Consider the following 20,326-nt stretch of genomic DNA (forward strand, 5'->3'; position numbering starts at 1 on the left):
GGACGATCAAGCCACCTTGATCGTCCGCTCCCCCTGCCGGACGGCCACCTCGACCTCCCCGCCGATCGCGGCGGCGTACGCCCTCAGGTTGTCCAGGCTGTCCACCTGCCCGTGCTCGATCTGCGACACCCGCGCCTGACTCACCCCCATCAGCGCGGCCACCTCCTTCTGCGTCAGCCCGGCCGCCTTCCGCAGCTCGGCCAGCTCGTACCCACGGATCCGCGCCAGCGTCTCCTGCCGGATCCGCGCCCGCTCAGCCTCCGCCTCCGGCGTCGCCAACGCGGGGTTGAGACGCTGTGCCTCGGCCCACACCTCGGTCCAACTACGGCCTTTCATGCGCGCGCTCCCTCGTCCTTCTCGTTGACGTACTGCTCATAGCGGGCCTCTGCCAGCGGGATGTTGACGTCGTACCAACGGGACCACTCCCCGTTCTTGTCGCCGGCGACCAGGATGATCGCCTCCCGCTCGGTGTCGAAGACGAAGAGCATCCGAATCTCGGACTGCCCGGCCGAGCCAGGCCTGAGTTCCTTGAGGTTGTGCAGTTTGCTCCCCTGGATCCTGTCGACCATCGGGCGCCTGAGCAGCGGCCCTCTCCGGGCGAGCAGCGTGACCGCGTCAGCAATCTGGTTGGCGGTGTCCGGATCCTTGACGCAGATGTCCAGGAACCAGTCGTTCACTGGACCAACGAGTGTGATCTCCCACATGGGGCAAAATTAAGTTGTCCCTTATACGTTACCGCGCGCTTTCCGACCTAATCCACCCCTGCGAGGGACAACACGCCCCGACCTCGCGCGCGCCGGGCGCACTACCCCCGCGCGGACCGCCACAGCTCCGCGATCAGGTCCGCCGCCGGGCCCGTGCGGGTCTTGCGGTGAGCGGTGCCGGCCCAGAGGTGCATGGACTGGAGGTCGGCGCGGCGGGTCGCGGCGGCGCGCAGCGGCTGGGTGAGGTGGTGCACCTCGGGGTAGGCGGGCGGGGCGTACGGGCCGTGGCGGTCGATGAAGGCGTTGCGCAGACCGCGGGCCGGGCGGCCGGTGAAGGCCCGGGTGACGGCCGTCTCCGGGAGTTCGGTGAGCGCCGCCCGGTGCGCGGCCGAGGTGCCGGACTCGTCGGCGCGCAGCAGGGCCGTCCCCAGCTGCACCGCCGCCGCCCCGGCCCGCAGCGCCGCCGCCACCGCCGGTCCGTCGCCCAGCCCGCCGGCCGCGATCAGCGGCAGCGCCGTCACCGCCCGGACGGCGGGCAGCAGCTCCAGCAGCGGGACGTCGCCGGGCTCGTCCCCGATCCGGTGGGTGGCGCGGTGCCCGCCGGCCTCCGGGCCCTGCACGCACAGCGCGTCCATCCCGACCGCCTCCGCCGCCCGCGCCTCCGCGGGCGTGGTGACGGTGCCGACCTGGAACGACCCGGCCGCGCGGACCGCCGCCGCCTCCTGCGGCGTCGGCAGGCCGAAGGTGTACGAGACCACCGGGACCGGGTCCGCCAGCAGCACGGCAAGCTTGGCCTCCCAGTCGTCCCGGTCCGGCCCGATCTCCTCGGGCAGCGCCACGCCCCACCGCTCGGCCTCGGGCCGCAGCCGTTCCCGGTAGGCGGCGACGGCCGCCGGATCGCCGGGCGGGGCCGGGACGAACAGGTTCACGCCGAACGGCCCACCGGTCAACTCCCTTACCAGCGCGGCCTGTTCGGCCATCGCGGCGGCGCTCCGGTACCCGGCGGCGAGGAACCCCAGCCCGCCGGCCCGGTTCACCGCCGCCACCAGCTCCGGGGTGGACGCCCCGCCCGCCATCGGCGCGCCGATCACCGGCACGGAAAGTTCATCGAGACGCACGGCCATCGGGGTCCTCCACTCCGGGATACGGTTCGGACCCGGCCCACCCTACGCTCAGCGGATCAGCCCCCGCCCGCGCGCCGCCCGCACCGCCGCCGTCCGCGAGTCCACCGCCAACTTGGTGTAGACGTGCACCAGATGGGACTTCACCGTGGCCTGGCTCAGGTGCAGTCGCTGGCTGATCTGCTGGTTGGTCAGCCCGTCCGCGACCAGCCCCAGCACCTCGGTCTCCCGCGCGCTGAGCGCCGCCGACGGCGTCCGCATCCGTTCCAGCAGCCGGTCGGCGACGCTCGGTGCCAGCGCCGAGCGGCCCGCGGCGGCCGCCCGGACGGCCTGGGCCAGTTCCTCCGGCGGGGCGTCCTTGAGCAGGTAGCCGGTGGCGCCGGCCTCCAGTGCGGGCAGGGTGTCGGCGTCGGTTTCGTAGGTGGTGACGACGAGGACCCGGGGCGCGCCCGGCCGGGCGGTGATCGCGGCGGTCGCCTGGGCGCCGTTCATGGCCGAGCCGGGCCCGAACTGGAGGTCCATCAGCACCACGTCGACCCCGCCCGCCGCGGCCAGTTCGACGGCCCGTTCGGCGGTCGCGGCCTCGGCGGCGATGGTGAAGTCCGGCTCGCCCTCCAGGACGGCCCGCAGCCCGGCCCGCACCACCGGGTGGTCGTCCGCCAGCAGCAGCCGGATCACCGCGCCGCTCCCGCGCCCGCCGTCACTGCGCTCGTTCACGGTCCGCTCTCCCTCGTTCCGCCCGTTCACGCCCCGCCCGCCTTCGTTCCGCCCGTTCACGCCCCGCCCTCCGTCACCGGCAGCTGCACCGCGAGCGCCGTGCCCCCGCCGGGCGCCGACTCCACCGTGAAGGTGCCGCCGAGCGCCCGCGCCCGGGCCCGCATCGACGGCAGCCCGAACCCGCCGTCCCCTCCGCTGCGCCCGGCGACCGCCACCGGGTCGAATCCGGCCCCGTCGTCGAACACGTCCAGCGCCACCTCGCCCTCCATGTAGCTGAGCGTCACCTCGGCGTGCGAGGCGTGCGCGTGCCGGACGGTGTTGCCGAGCGCGGACTGCGCGATCCGCAGCAGCGCGACCTCCTGCGGCACCGGCAGCCGTACCGGGTCCCCGGAGACGTGCAGTTTCACCGGCAGGCCGCTGTGCGCCGCCGTGGTGGCGCACAGCCGTTCCAGCGCGACCGGCAGCGGGTCGCCGTCGAGCGCGGGCGGGGTGAGCGCGCGGACGAACCGCCGGGCCTCGTCCAGGTTGTCCTGGGCGGCCTGCCGGGCCTGCTCGACGTACCCGGAGGCGGCCTCGGTGCGTTCCGGCAGGGCCCGCTGGGCGGCCCGCAGCAGCAGCTGGATGGAGCTGAGGCTCTGCGCGAGGGTGTCGTGGATCTCCCGGGCGAGGCGCTCGCGTTCGGCGAGCACCCCGGCGGTGTGGTGGGCGGCCGCGGCGTCGGCGCGGGCGGCGGTGAGTTCGTCGATCAGCCGGCGGCGCTCCTCGCTCTCCCGGTACAGCGCCTGGTAGCCGAGCACGGTGGCGGTGGCGACGGCCGCGCCGAGCGCGGGTCCGATCGCGGCGGGCAGGCTGAAGGTGTGCTGGTGCCAGGACCAGGCGGCGATGGCGGTGGCGGCGGTCAGCCCGACGGCGGTGAGGCCGCCGCGCCGCCCGAGCAGGTGCAGTTCCAGGAAGTACAGCGGGAACGCCAGCCACACCCCGTCCTGGGTGGCGATCAGCACGCCCACCCAGGTGACGCCGAGCAGTGCCAGCCACAGCGCGGCGGCCCGGCGCGAGCGGCGGACGGCGGCCAGCCGGGGGCCGACGGCGTACACGGCGGCCATCGCGGTGGCCGCGGCGGCGACGGGCAGCGGGTCGCCGTCCCGGCCGACGGCGGCACGGGCGACGGCTAGGGCGAGCAGGCCCGCCACGAGCAGGTGCAGGCAGACCTGGAGGACGCGGGCGACGGGGGTGGTGCGGGATCGTTCGGTCGCCATCCGTCCAGCCTAGGTTCCGGATCGGGCCCCGGCATCAATCAAAAGGTTGAACTCCGCTTCTGCCCTTTGATGCCGAGGATGCAATCCGCGGTGCGATGCCCGCGGGGCCCCTTCTCCGGGACGGTGGAAGCGTCGGAAGCACTCGTTCAGCAGGAAGGCCCACCGTGTTCGTCGCCTGGAGGGATCTGGGGTTCGCCAAGGGGCGGTTCGCCCTGATGGGGACCGTCATCGTGCTGATCACCGTACTGGTCGGTCTGCTGTCCGGACTGACCGCCGGACTCGGCCGGCAGAACATCTCCGCGATCACCGGCCTGCCCGCCGACCACCTGGTGTTCGGTGAGCCCGCCGACGGGCAGAAGCTGTCCTTCACCGACTCCCAGGTCACCCCCGAGCAGTGGCAGGCCTGGGCGGCCGAGCCGGGCGTCACCTCCGCCCAGCCGCTGGGCATCACCACCACCAAGGCCGCCGCCGGCACCCGCACCACCGCGCTGTCCGCCTTCGGCGTCCCGGACGGCTCCGCGCTGGCCCCGCAGGGCGCCCGGATCGCCCCCGGCCAGGCCGTCCTGTCGAAGACCGCCGCCAAGAACCTGGGCGACCTCGCCCCCGGCGCCGACCTCACCCTGGCCGGCCACCGCCTCCGGGTCGCGGCCGTCGACGGCGACGCCGCGTACAGCCACACCCCGGTGATCTGGACCAGCCTCGCCGACTGGCAGCAGGCCGCCCCCGGCGGCACCGGCCACGCGACCGTCATCGCGCTCACCACCGCCAAGGGCGCCGACCTGGGCGGCGCCGACGCCCGCCACGGCACCGAGACCCGCACCCGCGACGACGCCCTCGCCGCAATCGGCTCCTACACCTCCGAGAACGGCTCGCTCCAGCTGATGCGCGGCTTCCTGTTCGCCATCTCGGCCCTGGTGATCGGCGCCTTCTTCACCGTCTGGACGATCCAGCGCAGCGGCGACGTCGCGGTGCTCAAGGCCCTCGGCGCCTCCACCCGCTACCTGCTGCGCGACGCCCTCGGCCAGGCCGTCCTGCTGCTGGTGCTCGGCACCGCCGCCGGCACCGCGCTCGCCCTGGGCGCCGGCGCGCTGATCGGCTCCGCCGTCCCCTTCGTCCTCGACGCCCCGACCCTGCTGCTGCCCGCCGCCGTCATGATCGCGCTCGGCGCGGTCGGCGCCGCCCTGTCCATCCGCCGGATCACCTCCGTCGACCCGCTGACCGCCCTGGGGAGTGCCCGATGAGCCTGACCCTCGACCGCATCACCCTCACCTACCCGGACGGCGACGGCCGGCTCACGGCGCTGGACGACGTGTCGCTGACCGTCCCCAAGGGCTCGATCACGGCCGTCGTCGGCCCGTCCGGCTCCGGCAAGTCCAGCCTGCTGGCGGTCGCCGCCACCCTGATCACCCCGGACTCCGGCCAGGTCGTGGTGGACGGCACCGACACCACCGGCCTCGGCCGCGCCGAACTCACCGCGCTGCGCCGCACCCGGATCGGCATCGTCTTCCAGCAGGCCAACCTGCTGCCCTCACTCACCGCCGTCGAACAGCTCCAGGTGATGGCCCACCTGGACGGCCGCTCCCCGCGCACCGCCCTCCCCCGGGCCCTGGACCTGCTCGGCGCCGTCGGCCTGCGCGACCAGGCCGCCCGCCGCCCGCACCAGCTCTCCGGCGGTCAGCGCCAGCGCGTCAACATCGCCCGCGCGCTGATGAACGACCCCACCGTCCTGCTGATCGACGAACCCACCAGCGCCCTCGACCACGAACGCGGCGCCGCCGTCCTCGACCTCATCACCGACCTCACCCACCGCCGCGCCACCGCCACCGTCCTGGTCACCCACGACCGCACCCACCTGACGGCCGTCGACCAGATCGCCGAAGTCCACGACGGCCGCCTGACAGTGCCGGCAGCGGCCTGAGCTACTTCTTCGCCGCCAGCACGTCGTCCACCGACAGCGTCACCGACGCCCCGATCGACTCCGGCAGGGTGAACGACTGCCCCGGGTGGTGGACGGCGTGCACGCGGTACTCGCCCTCCTGTGGGTCAGTGAGCACCATGACCCGCTGGTTCGTCCGGTCCACGATCACGTAGACGGCTACTCCAGCGGCGGCATAGACGAAGGGCTTCCTCTTCAGGTCGTCGCTGAGGTTCGACGACGTGACCTCCAACACGAGCCTGAAGACCGCCGGGTCGTAACAGTTGTACTCGATCAAGTGGTCATCGATGTCGGCATCGACGATCGCCAGGTCGGGAACGGCGTAGTCCGACGGCCCATCCGGCAGCCAGATGCCAACGCCCTGAATGACGTCGACCTCATCCCCGTCGAGGCCGGCGGCGAACAGCACACGCATGAGGCGACTCAGCGACTTGCCATGCGAAGCATTCGGCGGCGGCGTCACGGTGATCTGGCTCCCGACGATCTCGACCCGGTGCCCGGCGAACTGGTTGGAGATCAGCTCGGCGACTTCGAGCAGCGTCGGCTGCTCGATGGGCTCTTCCACTGCTGCGGCGGACATGGATTTCCTCCTGGCTGCCGATGTCGAGAACATCATCGTAGGGCGCGAACGCATTCCGCCGCCCGATCCCCAGTCTTCACCCGAACGGGCGGTTTGGCCCCGGTTAGCCCCGGTCGGCCCTACCGCGCCCGCAGCTTCAGCGCCGGGCGGGCCTCCTCCGCCGCCTCGTCCTGCCCCGCCCACAGCGAGCGGACGTGGCTGAGGTGGCGGGTCATACAGGCCTCGGCCGCCTCGGCGTCGCCGGCCAGCATGAGGTCGAGCAGTTCCAGGTGCTCCTCCGCCGAGGAGGTCAGCTCGCCGCGCTCGTCGAGCCGGTTGAGGCCGTACAGCCGCGAGCGCTTCCGCAGGTCGCTGACGACGTCGACCAGCCGGGCGTTGCCGGCCAGCCCCAGCAGGTCCAGGTGGAACTGCCGGTCGGCCTCCAGGTACCCGATGAGGTCGTGCTTGCGCGCGGCCGCGACGATCTCCTCGGCCTGCGGGCGCAGCCGCTCCAGCTGCTCCTTGGTCGCCGTGCGCGTCACCCGGCCGACGGTGGGGACCTCGATCAGGGCGCGGATCTCGGTGTAGTCGTCGAGGTCACGCTCGGTGAGCTCGGTGACCCGGAAGCCCTTGTTGCGGACGGCCTCGACGAGGCCTTCGCGGGCGAGGTCGAGCATGGCCTCGCGGACGGGGGTGGCGGAGACGCCGAAGTCGGCGGCGAGCGCGGGTGCGGAGTAGACGACGCCGGGGCGCAGTTCGCCGGAGATCAGGGCCGCCCGGAGCGCGTGGGCGACCTGGTCGCGAAGCCGCTCCTGTACGGAGATCAGGGTGCGGGGTTTGAGGTCGGCCATGGTGTTCCTCCGGGTGGGTGCAGAACACCAGCGTACAATGTCACGTTACGTTGAGTGCGCAACATTTCGTGATTCGGACACCTGCCCTCCGGCCGCGCCGACCCTGGCAGCCGGGAGCGACCGGCGCCTACCCCCGGCGGTACACCTCCGCCGCGACCGCCAGGTCCTCCCACGCCATGCCGACGCTCTTGAAGAACCGCGGCCGCCCCGCCGGCACCAGCGCGTCGCCGCGCACCAGCTCGGCCAGGTTCCACACCTGCCGGCCAGCCACGCCCGCCATGATCAGGTCGCCGGCCTCGCGCGCCGCCACCGTCCGCGCCTCCACGTACAGTTCGGCCCGCCCGACCAGCGCCTCGTCCACCTCCCGTGCGTCCGGCTCGTGCGAGCCGACGGCCGCGACGGCGGCGTGCGCGGGCACCAGGGCGCCGTCGAACAGCGGCGTGCGCGCGGTGGTGCAGCAGACCACCAGGTCCGCTTCGGCGACGGCCTCCGGCCCGCCGACCCCGGCCGCCAGCCCGAGCCCCCGCCCGTACGCGGCGAGGGCCCCGGCCCGTCCGGCATCCCGCGCCACCACGGTGAGCCTGGTCAGTGGCCGGACGGCCAGCAGCGCGTCCAGGTGCCCGTACGCCTGCGGCCCGGAGCCGAACAGCACCAGGTGTTCGGCGTCCGGCGCGGCCAGCCGGCGCAGCGCGACGGCGGTGACGGCGGGTGTGCGCAGCGTGGTGAGCGCGGCGCCGTCGAGCAGGGCGAGCGGCTGCAGGGTGGGCCCGTCGAGCAGCAGGTAGCTGCCGGTGATCCGGGGCAGCCCCCGGCCGGGGTTGGCGGGCGCGACCCCGGCGATCTTCACCCCGGCGTACGGGCCGGCGGCGGCCGGCATCATCAGCAGTTCGCCGGCCGGGACGGGGACGGCCGAGCGGGCCGGTGCCGGCTCCGGGTCGAACCCGTCGAGCAGCACCCGCTCGATCGCCGCCACCGCGGCCGCGGGCCCGACCCCGCCAACGCCCGGCACGGCGTACTGGAGCGGCTCAGCCGCCGTACCGGGCGGCACAAGAGGCGGCACATGAGACGACGCATGAGGCGGCGCAGCAGGGTCCGCAGGCGGGTTCGCAGGAGCGGTCACAGCAGGAACCCCGCGCCCAGGTCGTCGTCCGGTTCCAGGACGAACGCGTGCTCGCCGGTGCGGTGGGCGCTGCCGGTGACCTCGGTGACGACGCCGCCGTCCAGCGGGTCGCCGCCGGGCAGGACGCGGCCGGTGAAGACCGTCCCGATGACGGACTCGTGCCGCAGTTCCTCCCCCGGCGCGAGCCGGCCCTCGGCGGCGAGGACGGCGAGCCGGGCGGAGGTCCCGGAGCCGCAGGGCGAGCGGTCGATCTGCCCGTCCGCGAAGACGGTGACGTTCCGTTGGTTCAACACGCCGTCCTCCGAGACGAGTTCGTCGAACAGGATGACCCCGTACACGCCCGACAGCAGCGGGTCGCTCGGGTGCGCCACCGCCGCCGCGCCGGCCAGCAGCTCCCTGATCTCCCGCCCGGCGGCGGTGAGTTCGGGCAGCTGCGCGGGCTCGACCGCGAGGCCGAGGGCGGCCGCCGGCACCGAGGCGTAGCAGGCGCCGGCGTGCGCCACCGCGACCTCCACGGTGCCCCGCGAAGTGGCCAGCGGCAACTTCAGAGCGGCGACCCGGGTGGGCACGTTGCGGAAGGTGACGCCGGTGGTCCGCCCGCCGGCCCGGTGCACCAGCGCGGTGACCCGGCCGGACGGCACGTCGATCCGCACCCGGGCCACGCCGTCGGCGGGGGCCGCGACCCGCCCGGAGTCCACCGCCCAGGCGCCGAGCGCGATGGTGCCGTGCCCGCAGGCCGTCGAGTAGCCGTCCTTGTGCCAGAACAGCACCCCGAAGTGCGCCTCGTCGTCGTCCGGCGGCACCAGGAACCCGCCGTACATCCCGGCGTGGCCGCGCGGTTCGCGGCTGAGCAGCTGCCGGGCGTCGTCCAGCGCGCTCGGCCGGGGCGCGGTCGCGCTGCCGCCGGCGCCGAGTGCGATGGCCCGCCGTTCGGCGACGCTGTCGCCGGGGATCGCGGGCACGCCGTCCAGCACGATCCGGAACGGCTCACCGGCCGCGTGGTAGTCGACGGTGCGGACGAGCATCAGGCGCCCCCGCCCGGCAGCAGGCTGACGGTGCGGCTGACGGTGTAGAAGTCCAGCGCCGCCTGGCCCTGTTCGCGCTCGCCGTGGGCGGCGCCCTTGGCGCCGCCGAACGGCAGGTGGAAGTCGACGCCGCTGGACGGCGCGTTGACCCGGATCATGCCCGCGTCCAGCCGGTCGGCGGCGGCGAGCGCCACGTCCAGGCTGCGGGTGTGCACGGAGGTGGAGAGGCTGTGCGGGGTGTCGTTGGCGAGCGTGATCGCCTCGTCGAGGTCGGCGGCGGCGTGCAGCAGCGCGATCGGGCCGAAGAACTCCTCGCGGGCCAGCGGGTGTTCGGCCGGCACGTCGGTGAGCAGGGCCGGTTCGAGGTACCAGCCGTCCCGCTCGGGTGCCCGGCCGCCGGTGAGCAGGGTGGCCCCGGCGGCGACGGCCGAGTCGACGGCGGCCGTCAGCCGGTCCCGGGCGGCGGCGTTGATGACCGGCCCGCAGGCCGTGTCGTCGACCAGTTCCAGCGCCTTGACCAGGGCGTCGCGCAGCGGCTCGTACGCGGCGCCGACCGCGATCACCCGGCTGGTGGCGGTGCACTTCTGCCCCGCGTACCCGGCGATGGCGGCGGCGAGGTGGGCGGCGGCCTGCGCGAGGTCGGCGTCCGGCAGCACCAGCGCGGCGTTCAGCCCGCCGAGTTCGGCCTGCACCGGGACGCCGCGCTCGGTGGCGGCCCGCACCACGGCCCGGCCGACGCCGGTCGAGCCGGTGAAGGAGACCACGTCGGCCGTGTCGACCAGCGCCGCGCCCTCCTCGGCGCCGCCCGGCAGCACGGTGAACACGTCCTCCGGCAGCCCGGCCCCGGCGGCCAGTTCGGCCAGCCGTAGCGCGCAGGCGGTCGCCTCGGGCGCCGGCTTGAGCACCGCGGTGTTGCCGACCGCCAGCGCCGGCGCGGCCTTCCAGGTGGGGATCGCCAGCGGGAAGTTCCACGGCGCGATCAGCCCGGCGACGCCGTACGGGCGGCGCCGGGTGAGCAGCAGCCCGGGCCCGGCGGCGGTCTCGTGCACCGCTCCGGACGGCGCGAACGGCGCCTGCGCGTAGTAGCGCCAGATCGCCGCGGTGCGGGCGACTTCGCCGCGTGCCTCGGCGAGCGGCTTGCCGACCTCGCGCACGATCAGCCCGGCCAGTTCGTCCGCGTGCGCCTCGACCGCTTCGGCGATCCGGCCGAGCGCCGCCGACCGGGCGCCCGCGCCGGCTGCGAGCCAGCCGGGCTGGGCGGCCCGGGCCCGGGCGACGGCGGCCCGGACGGCTTCGGCGCCGGGTTCCTCGACGGCGACGACGAGGTCCGCGGGGTCGGCGGGGTTGTACGAGGTGATGGTCACGACCAGCAGCCCTTCGAAGGTGGTTCAGCGGACGTCTGAGCGGGCCCCTCCCCCGAGGCCGGCTCCTCTTTCAAACGGCTTCAGACAGCTTCAAACCGCTTCAGACAGCTCTACAGCAGGAACCCGGCCGGGAACGGGTCACGCGGGTCGAGGAAGTACTGGGCGGTGCCGGTGACCCAGGCCCGCCCGGTGACGGTGGGCACCACGGCGGGCCGCCCGGCCACCTCGGTCTCCTCGACCAGGCGCCCGATGAAGGTCGTCCCGATGAAGGAGTCGTTGCGGAAGTCGCGCCCCAGCGGCAGTTCGCCGCGCGCGTGCAGCTGCGCCATCCGGGCCGAGGTGCCGGTGCCGCAGGGCGAGCGGTCGAACCAGCCGGGGTGGATGGCCATCGCGTGCCGGGAGTGTTCGGCGGTGGAGCCGGGGGCGAGCAGCTGGACGTGGTGGCAGCCGTGGATGGACGGGTCCTCCGGGTGCACCGGGCGGTCGGGGCTCGCGTTGATGGCGGCCATCAGGGCCAGTCCGGCCTCCAGGATGTCCTGCTTGCGCTCGCGCTCGAAGGGCAGCCCGAACTCGGCGAGCGGCAGGATGGCGTAGAAGTTGCCGCCGTACGCCAGGTCGTAGCCGATCGTGCCGTACCCGGGCACCTCGATCTTGGCGTCCAGCGCGGCCGAGTAGGACGGCACGTTGCGGATGGTCACCGCGGTGGCGGCGCCGTCCTCGACCCGCACCTCGGCGATCACCAGTCCGGCGGGCGTGTCCAGCCGCACCGTGGTGACCGGCTCGACCACCGGCACCATGCCGGTCTCGACCAGCACGGTGGCGACGCCGATGGTGCCGTGGCCGCACATCGGCAGCAGGCCGGAGACCTCGATGTAGAGCACGCCGAAGTCGGCGTCGGGCCGGGTCGGCGGCTGGAGGATGGCACCGCTCATCGCGGCGTGGCCGCGCGGCTCGTACATCAGCAGGGTGCGGAAGTGGTCCAGGTGCTGCTGGAAGTGCACCCGGCGCTCGGCCATGGTGGCGCCGGGGATGACGCCGAAGCCGCCGGTGATGACCCGGGTCGGCATGCCCTCGGTGTGCGAGTCGACGGCGTGGAACACGTGACGGCTGCGCATGGCTCTGACGACTCCCGTCGGAGTGGGCGTACGGAGGTGGTGACCGTACGCCGGATCGGGTGGGTGGGGCCGGGCCGGCTGCCCCCTCAGCCGGCCCTGGTGACGAGGTCTCCCGGTTAGGCCAGGCCCTCGGCCAGCGCCTTCTCGGTGGCCGCGCGGACGGCCGCCTCGATGTCCGGGGTCAGCGGCTGGCGCGGCGGGCGGACGGGGCCGCCGGGGCGCCCGGCGATGTCCATGGACAGCTTGATGGCCTGGACGAACTCGGTCTTGGAGTCCCAGCGCAGCAGCGAGTGCAGCGACTTGTACAGCGGCAGCGCGGTGTCCAGCTCGTGCGCCACGGCGGCCCGGTACAGCGCGACGCTGGCCTCCGGCAGGGCGTTCGGGTAGCCGGCGATCCAGCCGACCGCGCCGGCCAGCGCCAGCTCCAGCAGCACGTCGTCGGCGCCGATCAGCAGGTCCAGCCCGGGGGCCAGTTCGGCGATCTCGTAGGCCCGGCGGACGTCGCCGCTGAACTCCTTGACCGCGACGATCGAGCCCTCGCCGTGCAGTTGGGCGAGCAGCGCGGGGACGAGGTCGACCTTGGTGTCGATCGGGTTGTTGTACGCGACGACGGGCAGTCCGGCCTTGGCGACGTCGGCGTAGTGCGCCCGGACGGACGCGTGGTCGGCCCGGAAGGCGTTCGGCGGCAGCAGGAGCACGGAGCCGGCGCCGGCCTCGGCGGCCTGCTCGGCCCAGCGGCGGGACTCGGCGCTGCCGTAGGCGGCCACGCCGGGCATCACCCGGGAGCCGTCGCCGGCCGCCTCGACGGCCACCTCGACGACGCGGGCGCGCTCCTCGGCGGTGAGCGTCTGGTACTCGCCCAGCGAGCCGTTGGGGACGACGCCGTCGCAGCCGGACTCGATCAGCCAGCGGACGTGCTCGGCGTACGCGTCGTAGTCGACGGAGAGGTCCGGGCGCAGCGGGATCGTGGTGGCGACCATGATGCCGCGCCAGGGCCGGGCGCTGTCGTGTGGGGTGTTGGACACGGTGAGCTCCTTGGTGAGGTGTGACATTTTATTAGAGGAGGTGGGCCGGAGACAAGAGTCCCCGGCCCGCAACATGCCCTAAGGCGTGTCGCCGGCCTCGCCGAACGACCAGGACGACCCGGACGACCCGGCTGGCCCGGCCGCCAGCTGCGCCAGCGGCACCGGGCAGGCCAGCGGCCGCCGGTCCGGCCCCGGCTCACCCGAGCCGGCCAGGCAGGCCACGGCCGGACCGCACATCCGGCCCTGGCACCAGCCCATCCCGGCCCGGGTGAGCAGCTTGACGGTGCGCGGATCGCCCGCGCCCAGCTCGTCCACGGCCTCCCGGATCGCCGAGACCGGCACCTCCTCGCACCGGCAGACGTCGGTGTCCGGGCGCAGCCAGCCGGTCCAGCCGGGGCCGGGCCGGTGGGCCGCGGCCATCAGGTCGGCGAAGTTCCGCAGCCGGGCCCGGCGGCGCAGCAGTGCGGGCTTCGGCAGCCGGTCGGCCACGGCGTGCGCGGCCAGTTCGCCCTCCACGATCGCGAGGTCCGCGCCGCCGACGCCGTTGGTCTCCCCCGCCGACCAGAGGCCGGGCACGGTGGTGCGCAGCCGGGCGTCGACCTGGAGCCCGACGGCGCCGTCCGGGGCGGTCCTGGTGGCCGCACCCAGTTCGGTGGCCAGGTCGATCTGCGGCAGCAGCCCGTGGCCCACGGCGACGGCGTCGCAGGCGATCCGGCGTTCGGTGCCGGGCACCGGCCGCCAGTCGGCGTCCAGCCGGGCCACCGTGACGGCGGTGACCCGCTCGGTCCCGTGCGCCTCGACGACGGCACTGCGCGGGCGCAGCCGTACGCCGTGCCGCAGCAGCGCGCCCCCGTGGCCGGCGCCCTCGACGAGCTTGGCGGGGACGGCCGCCAGGACGCCGGGGCGCCGGGCGTAGCCGAGGTAGTCGGTGGCCTCGACGACCGCGGGCACCTCGGCCCCGGCGGTGACCAGCGAGGACGCCGCCGCGAGCAGCAGCGGCCCGCTGCCGGCCACCACGATCCGCCGTCCGGGCAGCACCAGCCCGGCCTTGAGCATCGCCTGGGCGCCGCCCGCGGTGACCACCCCGGGCAGGGTCCAGCCGGGGAAGGGCAGTTGGCGCTCGTACGCACCGGTGGCGAGCAGCACGGACGCGGCCGTGACGGTGGCCCGGTCGGTGGCCTCCGGTCCGCGCGTGACGTGCACGGCGAAGCCGTCGCCGGTCCGCTCCAGCGCCCACACCTGGTGGCCGCCGAGGAAGCGGACCCGCCCGGCCCGCTCGTGCGCGGCGAGCCGGTCGGCCAGTCCGGTGTAGACGGACCAGCCGTGGTGGAGCCGGTCCGGGCGGGCGGCGCCGAGGCCGGGCGCGGGGTGCCGGTAGTACTGCCCGCCGGTGCTGCGGCCTGCGTCCAGCAGGACGCAGCGCAGCCCGAGGTCGGCGGCGGTCACGGCGGCCGCGAGCCCGGCCGGGCCGGCGCCGATCACCGCGAGGTCGGGGCGTCGGGCCGCTTCGGCGGCGGTCCGGTCAGACGGCGAGGTCGGCACGGCCGTTGCCCTCCTGGGTGGTGACGGTGGTGCCGGGTTCGGCGGGGAGCAGGCAGGTGCGCTGGTTGGGGCGACCGTCGACGGTGGCCAGGCAGTCGAAGCAGGCACCGATGCCGCAGAACACCCCGCGCGGCCGGCCGCCGACCCGGGTGGTGCGCCAGGCGAGTACGCCGTCGGCCCAGAGCGCGGCGGCGATCGACTGTCCGGGCAGGGCCGGGACGGGTCGGCCGTCGAACTCGATGTGGTGGGCGGGGCCGGGTTCGGCCCGGACCAGGTCGGCGGGGGTGCGGCGCATCGGCGGCTTCTCCGTTCCGGGGTTGGTCGACGAACGAGGACGGTCGGCAGGCAGGCAGCGGCGGTCGAGGAGCCCGGGCTCAGGCCCCGGCGTCCGCCGGGAAGCGGTCCGGGCGGAACGGCGCGAGGTCCAGTTCCGGCTGCTTGCCGGTCAGCTGCTCGCTGATCAGCAGGCCGGTCGCCGGAGCCAGCCCGATGCCGGCGCCCTCGTGCCCGCAGGCGTGGTAGAGCCCGGGCGCCCTGGGGTCCTCGCCGATGGCCGGCAGGTGGTCCGGCAGGTACGGGCGGAAGCCCCGGTAGGTGCGCATCACGGTGACGTCCGCGAGCACCGGGAAGAGCGCCGCGGCCTGGGCGGCGAGCCGCCGCAGCACCTCCTGGGAGAGGGTGCGGTCGAAGCCGACCCGTTCGCGGCTGGCGCCGATCAGCACGGGCCCGCCGGGGGTGCCCTCGACCACGGCGGAGGTCTGCAGCCCGGCCGAGCCGCTGGCGACGTCGGCGACGTAGTCGGCGGCGTAGACCTTGTGCCGGACGATCCGCGGCAGCGGCTCGGTGACCAGGACGAAGCCGCGGCGGGGCATCACCGGCAGGTGCACCCCGGCCAGCCGGGCCAGTTCGCCGCCCCAGGTGCCGGTCGCGTTGACGACGGCGGGGGCGTCGAGGCGGCGGCGGTCGGTGCGCACTCCGCGCACGGCGCCGTCCGGCCCCCGGTACACGGCGGTCACGGTCTCGCCGGTGATCAGCTCGGCGCCCATCCGGCGGGCCTCGCGCAGCAGGTGGGCGGCGGCGAGGGCGGGCTGGACCTGCGCGTCCTGCGGGTAGTGGAAGCCGCCGGCGAGGCCGGGGGCGAGGTGCGGCTCCAGCTCGTGCAGCCGCTCGGCGGGGACTTCCTCGGCGGTGACGCCGGCGGCGGCCTGGCCGACGGCGAAGGCCCGCAGGGCGTCCTGCCCGGCCGGGGTGGCGGCGATCACCACGCCGCCCTTGGGCTCGTACTCGACGGCCGCGCCGAGGTGTTCGGCGAGGTCGTGCCAGAGCCGGGTGCTGAGCAGGGCGAGGTCGAGTTCGGGCCCGGGCTCCTTGTCGGAGACCAGCAGGTTGCCCTCGCCGGCGCCGGTGGTGCCGCCGGCCACCGGTCCGCGGTCGACGACGGCGACGGTGAGCCCGGCGCGGGCCGCGTAGTAGGCGCAGGCGGCGCCGACCACGCCGGCACCGACCACGACGACATCCAGGGGAGGTCTCTGGGTCTTGAGCACGTCAGTAATATGTCACATGCCATCCATCGTGCCAAGACCACCCGCCGAATCCCGCACCGGGCCGGAGCAGTACAAAAGCCCGGGCTCACCGGGCCGGAGCAGCCAAAAGGCCCCGGCCCACCGCGTCGGGCGGCGGGCCGGGGCCTCAGGGTGCGCTACCGGCTCAGGTGATGTCGTCGATCTGCTCGTGACGGGCGGCCGGCACCGGGGCGCCGGCCGTCGGCGCGGCCGAGGCCTGGACCATCTCCGTACCGGCCACCGGCTGCACCGAGAGGTCCAGCTCCGAGGCCTCCTCGTCGCTCAGTCCGGCGTCGGGGTTGCGGCGCTCCTTGCGCTTGTCGTTGAAGATCGCGATGCCCACCGCGAGGAAGTACAGCGCCCAGATCGGCGCGGCCAGCGTGAGCATGCTCACCGGATCGGCGCTCGGGGTGGCGAAGGCGGCGAAGACCGTGATGGCCATGACCATGCCGCGCCACCAGCCGAGCAGCCGCTTGCCGGTGACCATGCCGACCATGTTCATCATGACCAGCAGCAGCGGGAACTCGAAGGCCAGGCCGAAGACCAGCACCATCCGGGTGGCGATGTCGAGGTAGTCCTCGGGCGGCAGGATCGGCGTGGTCTTGTCCGGGGTGAACGAGATCAGCACGTCGACGGTGGTCGGCAGCACCAGGATGGCGCAGCCCACACCGGCCAGGAAGAGCGGCGCCCCGCACAGCATGAAGATGACGGCGTACTTCTTCTCGTGCCGGTGCAGACCGGGCGCCACGAAGGCCCAGACCTGGTAGAGCCAGATCGGCACGGTCGCGACCACACCGGCCGTCAGCGACACCTTGAGCATCCAGGTGAAACCGGCGGTCAGACCGATGTTGGAGACCTGGGCGCACTTGCCCTTGAACTGGTCGGCGGTCTCCGCGGTGCAGCGCGGCAGCGGCTCCAGCAGGAAGTTCTCGATCTGCCTGTGGTAGAACGCCGCCACGATGGTGATCACCACGATCGCCAGGACCGACTTGACCACGCGGTTGCGCAGTTCCCGCAGGTGGTCGGTGAGGGCCATCCGCCCCTCAGGATCCTTGGACGCCTTCGACGCCTTGGAGAGCTTGCTCAACCCCGGTCCTCAACTCGTGCGTCGAGGCCCGCCGGTCGACGGGCCTCCGTGGTCGCGTTCGTCACGTGCGCCGCGCTCAGTGCGGGCGGTCGCCGTCGGCCGCAGACGGCCCGGCAGCGGGCTCGGCCACCGGGCGGGCGGTGCCCGAGGCGCCCGGAGCGGCCTGGATGGTCCTGGCCGCGGTCGTCGCCGAACCGCCGTCGACCCGGGGCGCCGGAGGCGGCGTCGCGGCGGCGTCCTCCTCGGCGCCGTCCGAGCGCATGGCCTTGGTTTCGCTCTTCAGGATCCGCATCGACTGCCCGAGCGAGCGAGCCAGGTCGGGCAGCCGCTTGGCGCCGAACAGCAGGACGGCGAAAATCACGACCACCACGATCGCGGTCATCGAGATGCGCATTGCGCGACCACCTTCACTCATGGCGACCCGTCGGGCCCCCCGCCGCGGATGGTAACCGCTGCGGATGATGCCACGACGACGGCCGCCCGAACAGGACAGCGGCCCCGGTTCGCAGTTCAGGAGCCATCTGCAGGAGCCATCTGAGAGCGTAACCCGCCCCCGCCTCCCCGCAGCAGCCCCCGTACCACCGACGGCCCTCCTGTGCTACCGAACAGGCGTTACCGAACGGGCACCGCAGACGGCCACCACCGAACGGCCTCACCCGGCAGGCACTACCGGACGGGCGCCACCGGACGGCCCTACCGCCCCGGTACGGCCTCCGCCAGCTCCCCCGCCGCCTCGGCCAACGCCCGCGAGGCCGCGTCCACGCCCTTGGCCAGCGCCCGCACGTCCAGCCACAGCCGGATCGCGAGCACCCCGAGGACCAGCAGGCCCGCGGTGGCGAGCAGGACGGCGGCGACGAGCATCCAGGACATGCGCCCCACCCTATCGGGCCCGGCCCCCCGGCCGGGTCCGCAGGAGAGCGCCCGCTACCCCTCGACCGGGACGAGCCGCATGGTGCGGACCCCGGCCCCGACGAGCGCCGCGACGATCTTCTCCCCGGCCGGCTTGCGCACCGCCGCCCCGCAGAGCGGGCAGCCGAAGCTGTAGTGCGCCTGGGCCGGGGTACGACCGAGGGTCAGCCGGAACTCCTCCGCCGGGAGCTCGACCTTCTCCCGGCACTCGGAGCAGTACACCTTGAATCTGGTCCCGGGCTCCACCGATCAGACCCGCCCCTCCCCGTCGGCAACGGTCTGCTCCCCGTACGCGGCCAGCGCCTCCAGGGCGGCCGCACGGGCCTGCCCGGCCAGCCCGGGCGGCGAGACGATCCGGCCGTCCCGGCCCAGCCGCAGCGCCAGCGGGCGCAGCTGGGAGGGGTCGGCGCTGCGCAGGGTGATCCGCAGCCCGCCGTCGGGCAGTTCCTCGGCCCGGTCGTGGGTGTAGTACTCGGCCACCCAGCGCCCGCCGGAGGAGACCTCGACGACCACCTCGGGGTCGTCCGCGGACGGGTTGACCAGCCCGCCGCTCAGGTCGCGCGGCTCGCGCCGGGGCGGGTCGGCGGGGACGTCCAGCACCCGGATCTCGGCGACCCGGTCCAGCCGGAACATCCGGTGGTCCTCGGAGGTGCGGCACCAGGCCTCGAGGTAGGTGTGACCCTCGGTGAGCAGCCGGATCGGGTCGACCTCGCGCTCGGTCATCCCGCCGCGCCCGTGCGAGTAGTAGCGCAGCCACAGGCGGCGCCCCTCGCTGAGCGCGCGGTCGATGTCGGCGAACACGTGGCCCTCCGCCTCGAAGGTCACGCCGACCCGGGCGCTGCCGGCGGCGCTCTCGCCCGCCGCGTTCTCGATCTTGACGACGGCCCGGGTGAGCGCCTCCCGGTCGCCGGCCCGCAGGCCGGGCAGCCCGGCCACCGCGCGGGCGGCGACCAGCAGCGCGGTGGCCTCGTCGGCGGCGAGGCGCAGCGGCTGGGCCACGTCGTCGACGTTGTGCCACCAGATCCGCTCGCCGTCGGTGTCGATGTCGAGCAGGTCGCCGCCGCGGAAGCTGGTGCCGCACATCGGCAGCACGTTGAGGTCCCCGATCAGCTCGCGCTCGGAGATCCCGAACGCGCGGGCCACCTCGGCCACCTCGGCGCCGGGGCGCTCGCGCAGGTAGGTGACCAGCGACAGCATCCGCCGCGTCTGGTCGATCGCGTTGCTCACGCCTGAACCCCTCCGCTTCCGTTCACCACGTCCAGCCCGGCCACGGCCCGCAGCCGGTCGATCACGTCGGCCCGCAGTTCCTCGGGCCCGAGCACCAGCACGTCCGGCCCGAACTCGGCGAGGTCGGCGCCCAGCCCGTTGCCGTACGGGATCTCCAGCTCGTCCCAGCCGTCGTCCACCCGCGCGCTGCTCAGCGCCTTGGTGCGCAGCGGGAAGCCCGCTCCCCGGCGGACCCGGACGGTGGCGGTGGCGGTGGCGCCCTCGCCCGCGAACTTGGCGACGGTGGCGCGGACGTCGACGTGCTCGGGCACGGTGCCGAGGAAGGCACCGGCCTTGGCCCGGACCTTGCCGGTGATCCGGCTGAGCCGGAACACCCGGGCGTCGCCGCGGTCGCGGTCCCACCCGGCCAGGTACCAGTGCCCGCGCCAGCACTCCAGCGCCCACGGCTCGACGGTGCGCAGCTCGCCGGCGGCGGCGCCGGCCTTGCGGTACTCGAAGCCGACCGGGCGGCGGTCCCGGGCGGCGGTGAGCAGCGGCTCGAACGCGGCCTCCCGGGCGGGGATGCGCGGCTCCAGGGCGGTCCGGCCCTCGGGCTCGGCGAACGGCACCCCGGCGGCGCGCAGCTTCTGCAGCGCGCCGCTGGCCGCGCCGGACATCTTGGCCTGCTGCCAGACCCGGGCGGCCAGGGTCAGCGCGGCCGCCTCCTCGGCGTCCAGCGCGATCTCGGGCAGCCGGTTGCGGTCGGCGCGGGCCAGGTAGCCGAGTTCGCCGTCCAGGGCGCTCTCGTCGACGTCGATCACCAGGCCGAGTTCGCGCAGGTCGTCCTTGTCCCGCTCGAACATCCGGTTGAAGGCGTCCTCGCTGCTGTTCTGCCAGGCCTCGCGGTACGCCTCGATGGATTCCCGCAGCTCCTTCTTGGAGAGCGGACGTCTGGTGTTCATCAGGCACAGGGCGAGATTCATCAGCCGCTCTGCCTTGGCGATCGCCATCGCTGACCCTTCCGGTGTGCCGCGCGTGCGCGGGGTGCGCGGGGTGCGCCCGCCGGGAGGTCGTCACCCGGCGGGACCGACCGTACCGGTAGCGGTACGCAGTGCAAAAGCCGCCTCCGGAGACGACCGTGGGGGGGGCCCCCCCACGGGGGGGGGGCCCCCCGCAGGGAACAAACAAAACCCCACCAAGGGGGCCCCGCAACAAAGGGTGGGGACC

Annotated in this window: 23 protein-coding genes; 2 read left to right on the forward strand and 21 right to left on the reverse strand. The window is 74.6% G+C overall.

Annotated features, from left to right (window positions below; translation table 11 throughout):
- Positions 1-6 precede the first annotated feature (6 nt).
- The 5 genes from AB0R04_RS35790 to AB0R04_RS35810 form a co-directional block, all read right to left on the reverse strand.
- The gene (locus AB0R04_RS35790; protein ID WP_363377942.1) at positions 7-336 is read right to left on the reverse strand and encodes a helix-turn-helix domain-containing protein; all 330 of its coding nucleotides are present in this window, start codon (positions 334-336) and stop codon (positions 7-9) included.
- The gene (locus tag AB0R04_RS35795; RefSeq protein WP_363377945.1) at positions 333-677 is read right to left on the reverse strand and encodes a type II toxin-antitoxin system RelE/ParE family toxin; all 345 of its coding nucleotides are present in this window, start codon (positions 675-677) and stop codon (positions 333-335) included. The genes AB0R04_RS35790 and AB0R04_RS35795 overlap by 4 nt, the downstream gene beginning before the upstream one ends.
- A 128-nt stretch (positions 678-805) precedes the next feature.
- Positions 806-1,828, reverse strand: a complete 1,023-nt coding sequence (locus AB0R04_RS35800) for a nitronate monooxygenase (RefSeq protein ID WP_363377947.1) — start codon at positions 1,826-1,828, stop codon at positions 806-808.
- Positions 1,829-1,876: 48 nt separating this feature from the next.
- Entirely contained in the window at positions 1,877-2,542 is a 666-nt protein-coding gene (locus AB0R04_RS35805; protein WP_363377949.1) for a response regulator transcription factor, read from the reverse strand.
- Positions 2,543-2,598: 56 nt separating this feature from the next.
- Positions 2,599-3,798, reverse strand: coding sequence for a sensor histidine kinase (locus AB0R04_RS35810; RefSeq protein WP_063346893.1), 1,200 nt, complete (start codon positions 3,796-3,798; stop codon positions 2,599-2,601).
- A gap of 164 nt (positions 3,799-3,962) precedes the next feature.
- On the opposite strand from AB0R04_RS35810, the gene AB0R04_RS35815 reads away from it, so the two are divergent.
- Positions 3,963-5,039, forward strand: a complete 1,077-nt coding sequence (locus AB0R04_RS35815; protein WP_363377952.1) for an ABC transporter permease — start codon at positions 3,963-3,965, stop codon at positions 5,037-5,039.
- A complete protein-coding gene (locus AB0R04_RS35820; protein ID WP_063346895.1) occupies positions 5,036-5,716 on the forward strand; it encodes an ABC transporter ATP-binding protein in 681 nt (226 codons plus the stop codon). The genes AB0R04_RS35815 and AB0R04_RS35820 overlap by 4 nt, the downstream gene beginning before the upstream one ends.
- A gap of 1 nt (position 5,717) precedes the next feature.
- Here the strand turns inward: AB0R04_RS35820 and AB0R04_RS35825 are convergent, their stop codons facing one another.
- The 16 genes from AB0R04_RS35825 to AB0R04_RS35900 form a co-directional block, all read right to left on the reverse strand.
- The gene (locus AB0R04_RS35825) at positions 5,718-6,314 is read right to left on the reverse strand and encodes a Uma2 family endonuclease (RefSeq protein WP_363377954.1); all 597 of its coding nucleotides are present in this window, start codon (positions 6,312-6,314) and stop codon (positions 5,718-5,720) included.
- Positions 6,315-6,433: 119 nt separating this feature from the next.
- Positions 6,434-7,144, reverse strand: coding sequence for a GntR family transcriptional regulator (locus tag AB0R04_RS35830; protein WP_063346897.1), 711 nt, complete (start codon positions 7,142-7,144; stop codon positions 6,434-6,436).
- Positions 7,145-7,271: 127 nt separating this feature from the next.
- Positions 7,272-8,192 carry an ornithine cyclodeaminase family protein gene (locus AB0R04_RS35835; protein ID WP_363377957.1) on the reverse strand — a complete coding sequence of 307 codons (921 nt, stop codon included), beginning with the start codon at positions 8,190-8,192 and terminating at the stop codon, positions 7,272-7,274.
- A gap of 68 nt (positions 8,193-8,260) precedes the next feature.
- Positions 8,261-9,289 (reverse strand): proline racemase family protein, encoded by a 1,029-nt coding sequence (locus AB0R04_RS35840; protein ID WP_363377959.1) that lies wholly within the window; start codon positions 9,287-9,289, stop codon positions 8,261-8,263.
- A complete protein-coding gene (locus tag AB0R04_RS35845) occupies positions 9,289-10,659 on the reverse strand; it encodes an aldehyde dehydrogenase family protein (RefSeq protein WP_363377977.1) in 1,371 nt (456 codons plus the stop codon). The genes AB0R04_RS35840 and AB0R04_RS35845 overlap by 1 nt, the downstream gene beginning before the upstream one ends.
- Positions 10,660-10,763: 104 nt before the next feature.
- Positions 10,764-11,768 (reverse strand): proline racemase family protein, encoded by a 1,005-nt coding sequence (locus AB0R04_RS35850; protein ID WP_063346900.1) that lies wholly within the window; start codon positions 11,766-11,768, stop codon positions 10,764-10,766.
- Positions 11,769-11,884: 116 nt separating this feature from the next.
- A complete protein-coding gene (locus AB0R04_RS35855) occupies positions 11,885-12,793 on the reverse strand; it encodes a dihydrodipicolinate synthase family protein (RefSeq protein ID WP_363377961.1) in 909 nt (302 codons plus the stop codon).
- Between the two features lie 78 nt (positions 12,794-12,871).
- On the reverse strand, positions 12,872-14,335 hold the full coding sequence (locus AB0R04_RS35860) for an NAD(P)/FAD-dependent oxidoreductase (protein WP_363377963.1): 1,464 nt from the start codon (positions 14,333-14,335) through the stop codon (positions 12,872-12,874).
- Positions 14,316-14,630, reverse strand: a complete 315-nt coding sequence (locus tag AB0R04_RS35865; protein WP_063346903.1) for a (2Fe-2S)-binding protein — start codon at positions 14,628-14,630, stop codon at positions 14,316-14,318. Before AB0R04_RS35865 ends, AB0R04_RS35860 begins: the two co-directional genes overlap by 20 nt.
- A 79-nt stretch (positions 14,631-14,709) precedes the next feature.
- Positions 14,710-15,879, reverse strand: a complete 1,170-nt coding sequence (locus AB0R04_RS35870; RefSeq protein ID WP_363377966.1) for an FAD-dependent oxidoreductase — start codon at positions 15,877-15,879, stop codon at positions 14,710-14,712.
- A 163-nt stretch (positions 15,880-16,042) separates the two neighbouring features.
- Positions 16,043-16,984 (reverse strand): twin-arginine translocase subunit TatC, encoded by a 942-nt coding sequence (tatC, locus tag AB0R04_RS35875; RefSeq protein WP_363377968.1) that lies wholly within the window; start codon positions 16,982-16,984, stop codon positions 16,043-16,045.
- A gap of 76 nt (positions 16,985-17,060) precedes the next feature.
- Positions 17,061-17,378 (reverse strand): Sec-independent protein translocase subunit TatA, encoded by a 318-nt coding sequence (tatA, locus tag AB0R04_RS35880; RefSeq protein WP_350877981.1) that lies wholly within the window; start codon positions 17,376-17,378, stop codon positions 17,061-17,063.
- A gap of 299 nt (positions 17,379-17,677) precedes the next feature.
- Positions 17,678-17,854, reverse strand: a complete 177-nt coding sequence (locus AB0R04_RS35885; RefSeq protein WP_159398379.1) for a hypothetical protein — start codon at positions 17,852-17,854, stop codon at positions 17,678-17,680.
- A 54-nt stretch (positions 17,855-17,908) separates the two neighbouring features.
- The gene (locus AB0R04_RS35890) at positions 17,909-18,139 is read right to left on the reverse strand and encodes a hypothetical protein (RefSeq protein WP_363377971.1); all 231 of its coding nucleotides are present in this window, start codon (positions 18,137-18,139) and stop codon (positions 17,909-17,911) included.
- Positions 18,140-18,142: 3 nt separating this feature from the next.
- Positions 18,143-19,090, reverse strand: coding sequence for a WYL domain-containing protein (locus AB0R04_RS35895; RefSeq protein WP_350878052.1), 948 nt, complete (start codon positions 19,088-19,090; stop codon positions 18,143-18,145).
- A 26-nt stretch (positions 19,091-19,116) separates the two neighbouring features.
- Positions 19,117-20,109: a WYL domain-containing protein gene (locus tag AB0R04_RS35900; protein WP_063346908.1), complete on the reverse strand. Its 993-nt coding sequence runs from the start codon at positions 20,107-20,109 to the stop codon at positions 19,117-19,119.
- Positions 20,110-20,326: the final 217 nt, after the last annotated feature.

The sequence above is a fragment of the Kitasatospora sp. NPDC056731 genome (genome assembly GCF_040687675.1).
Lineage (GTDB): Bacteria > Actinomycetota > Actinomycetes > Streptomycetales > Streptomycetaceae > Kitasatospora.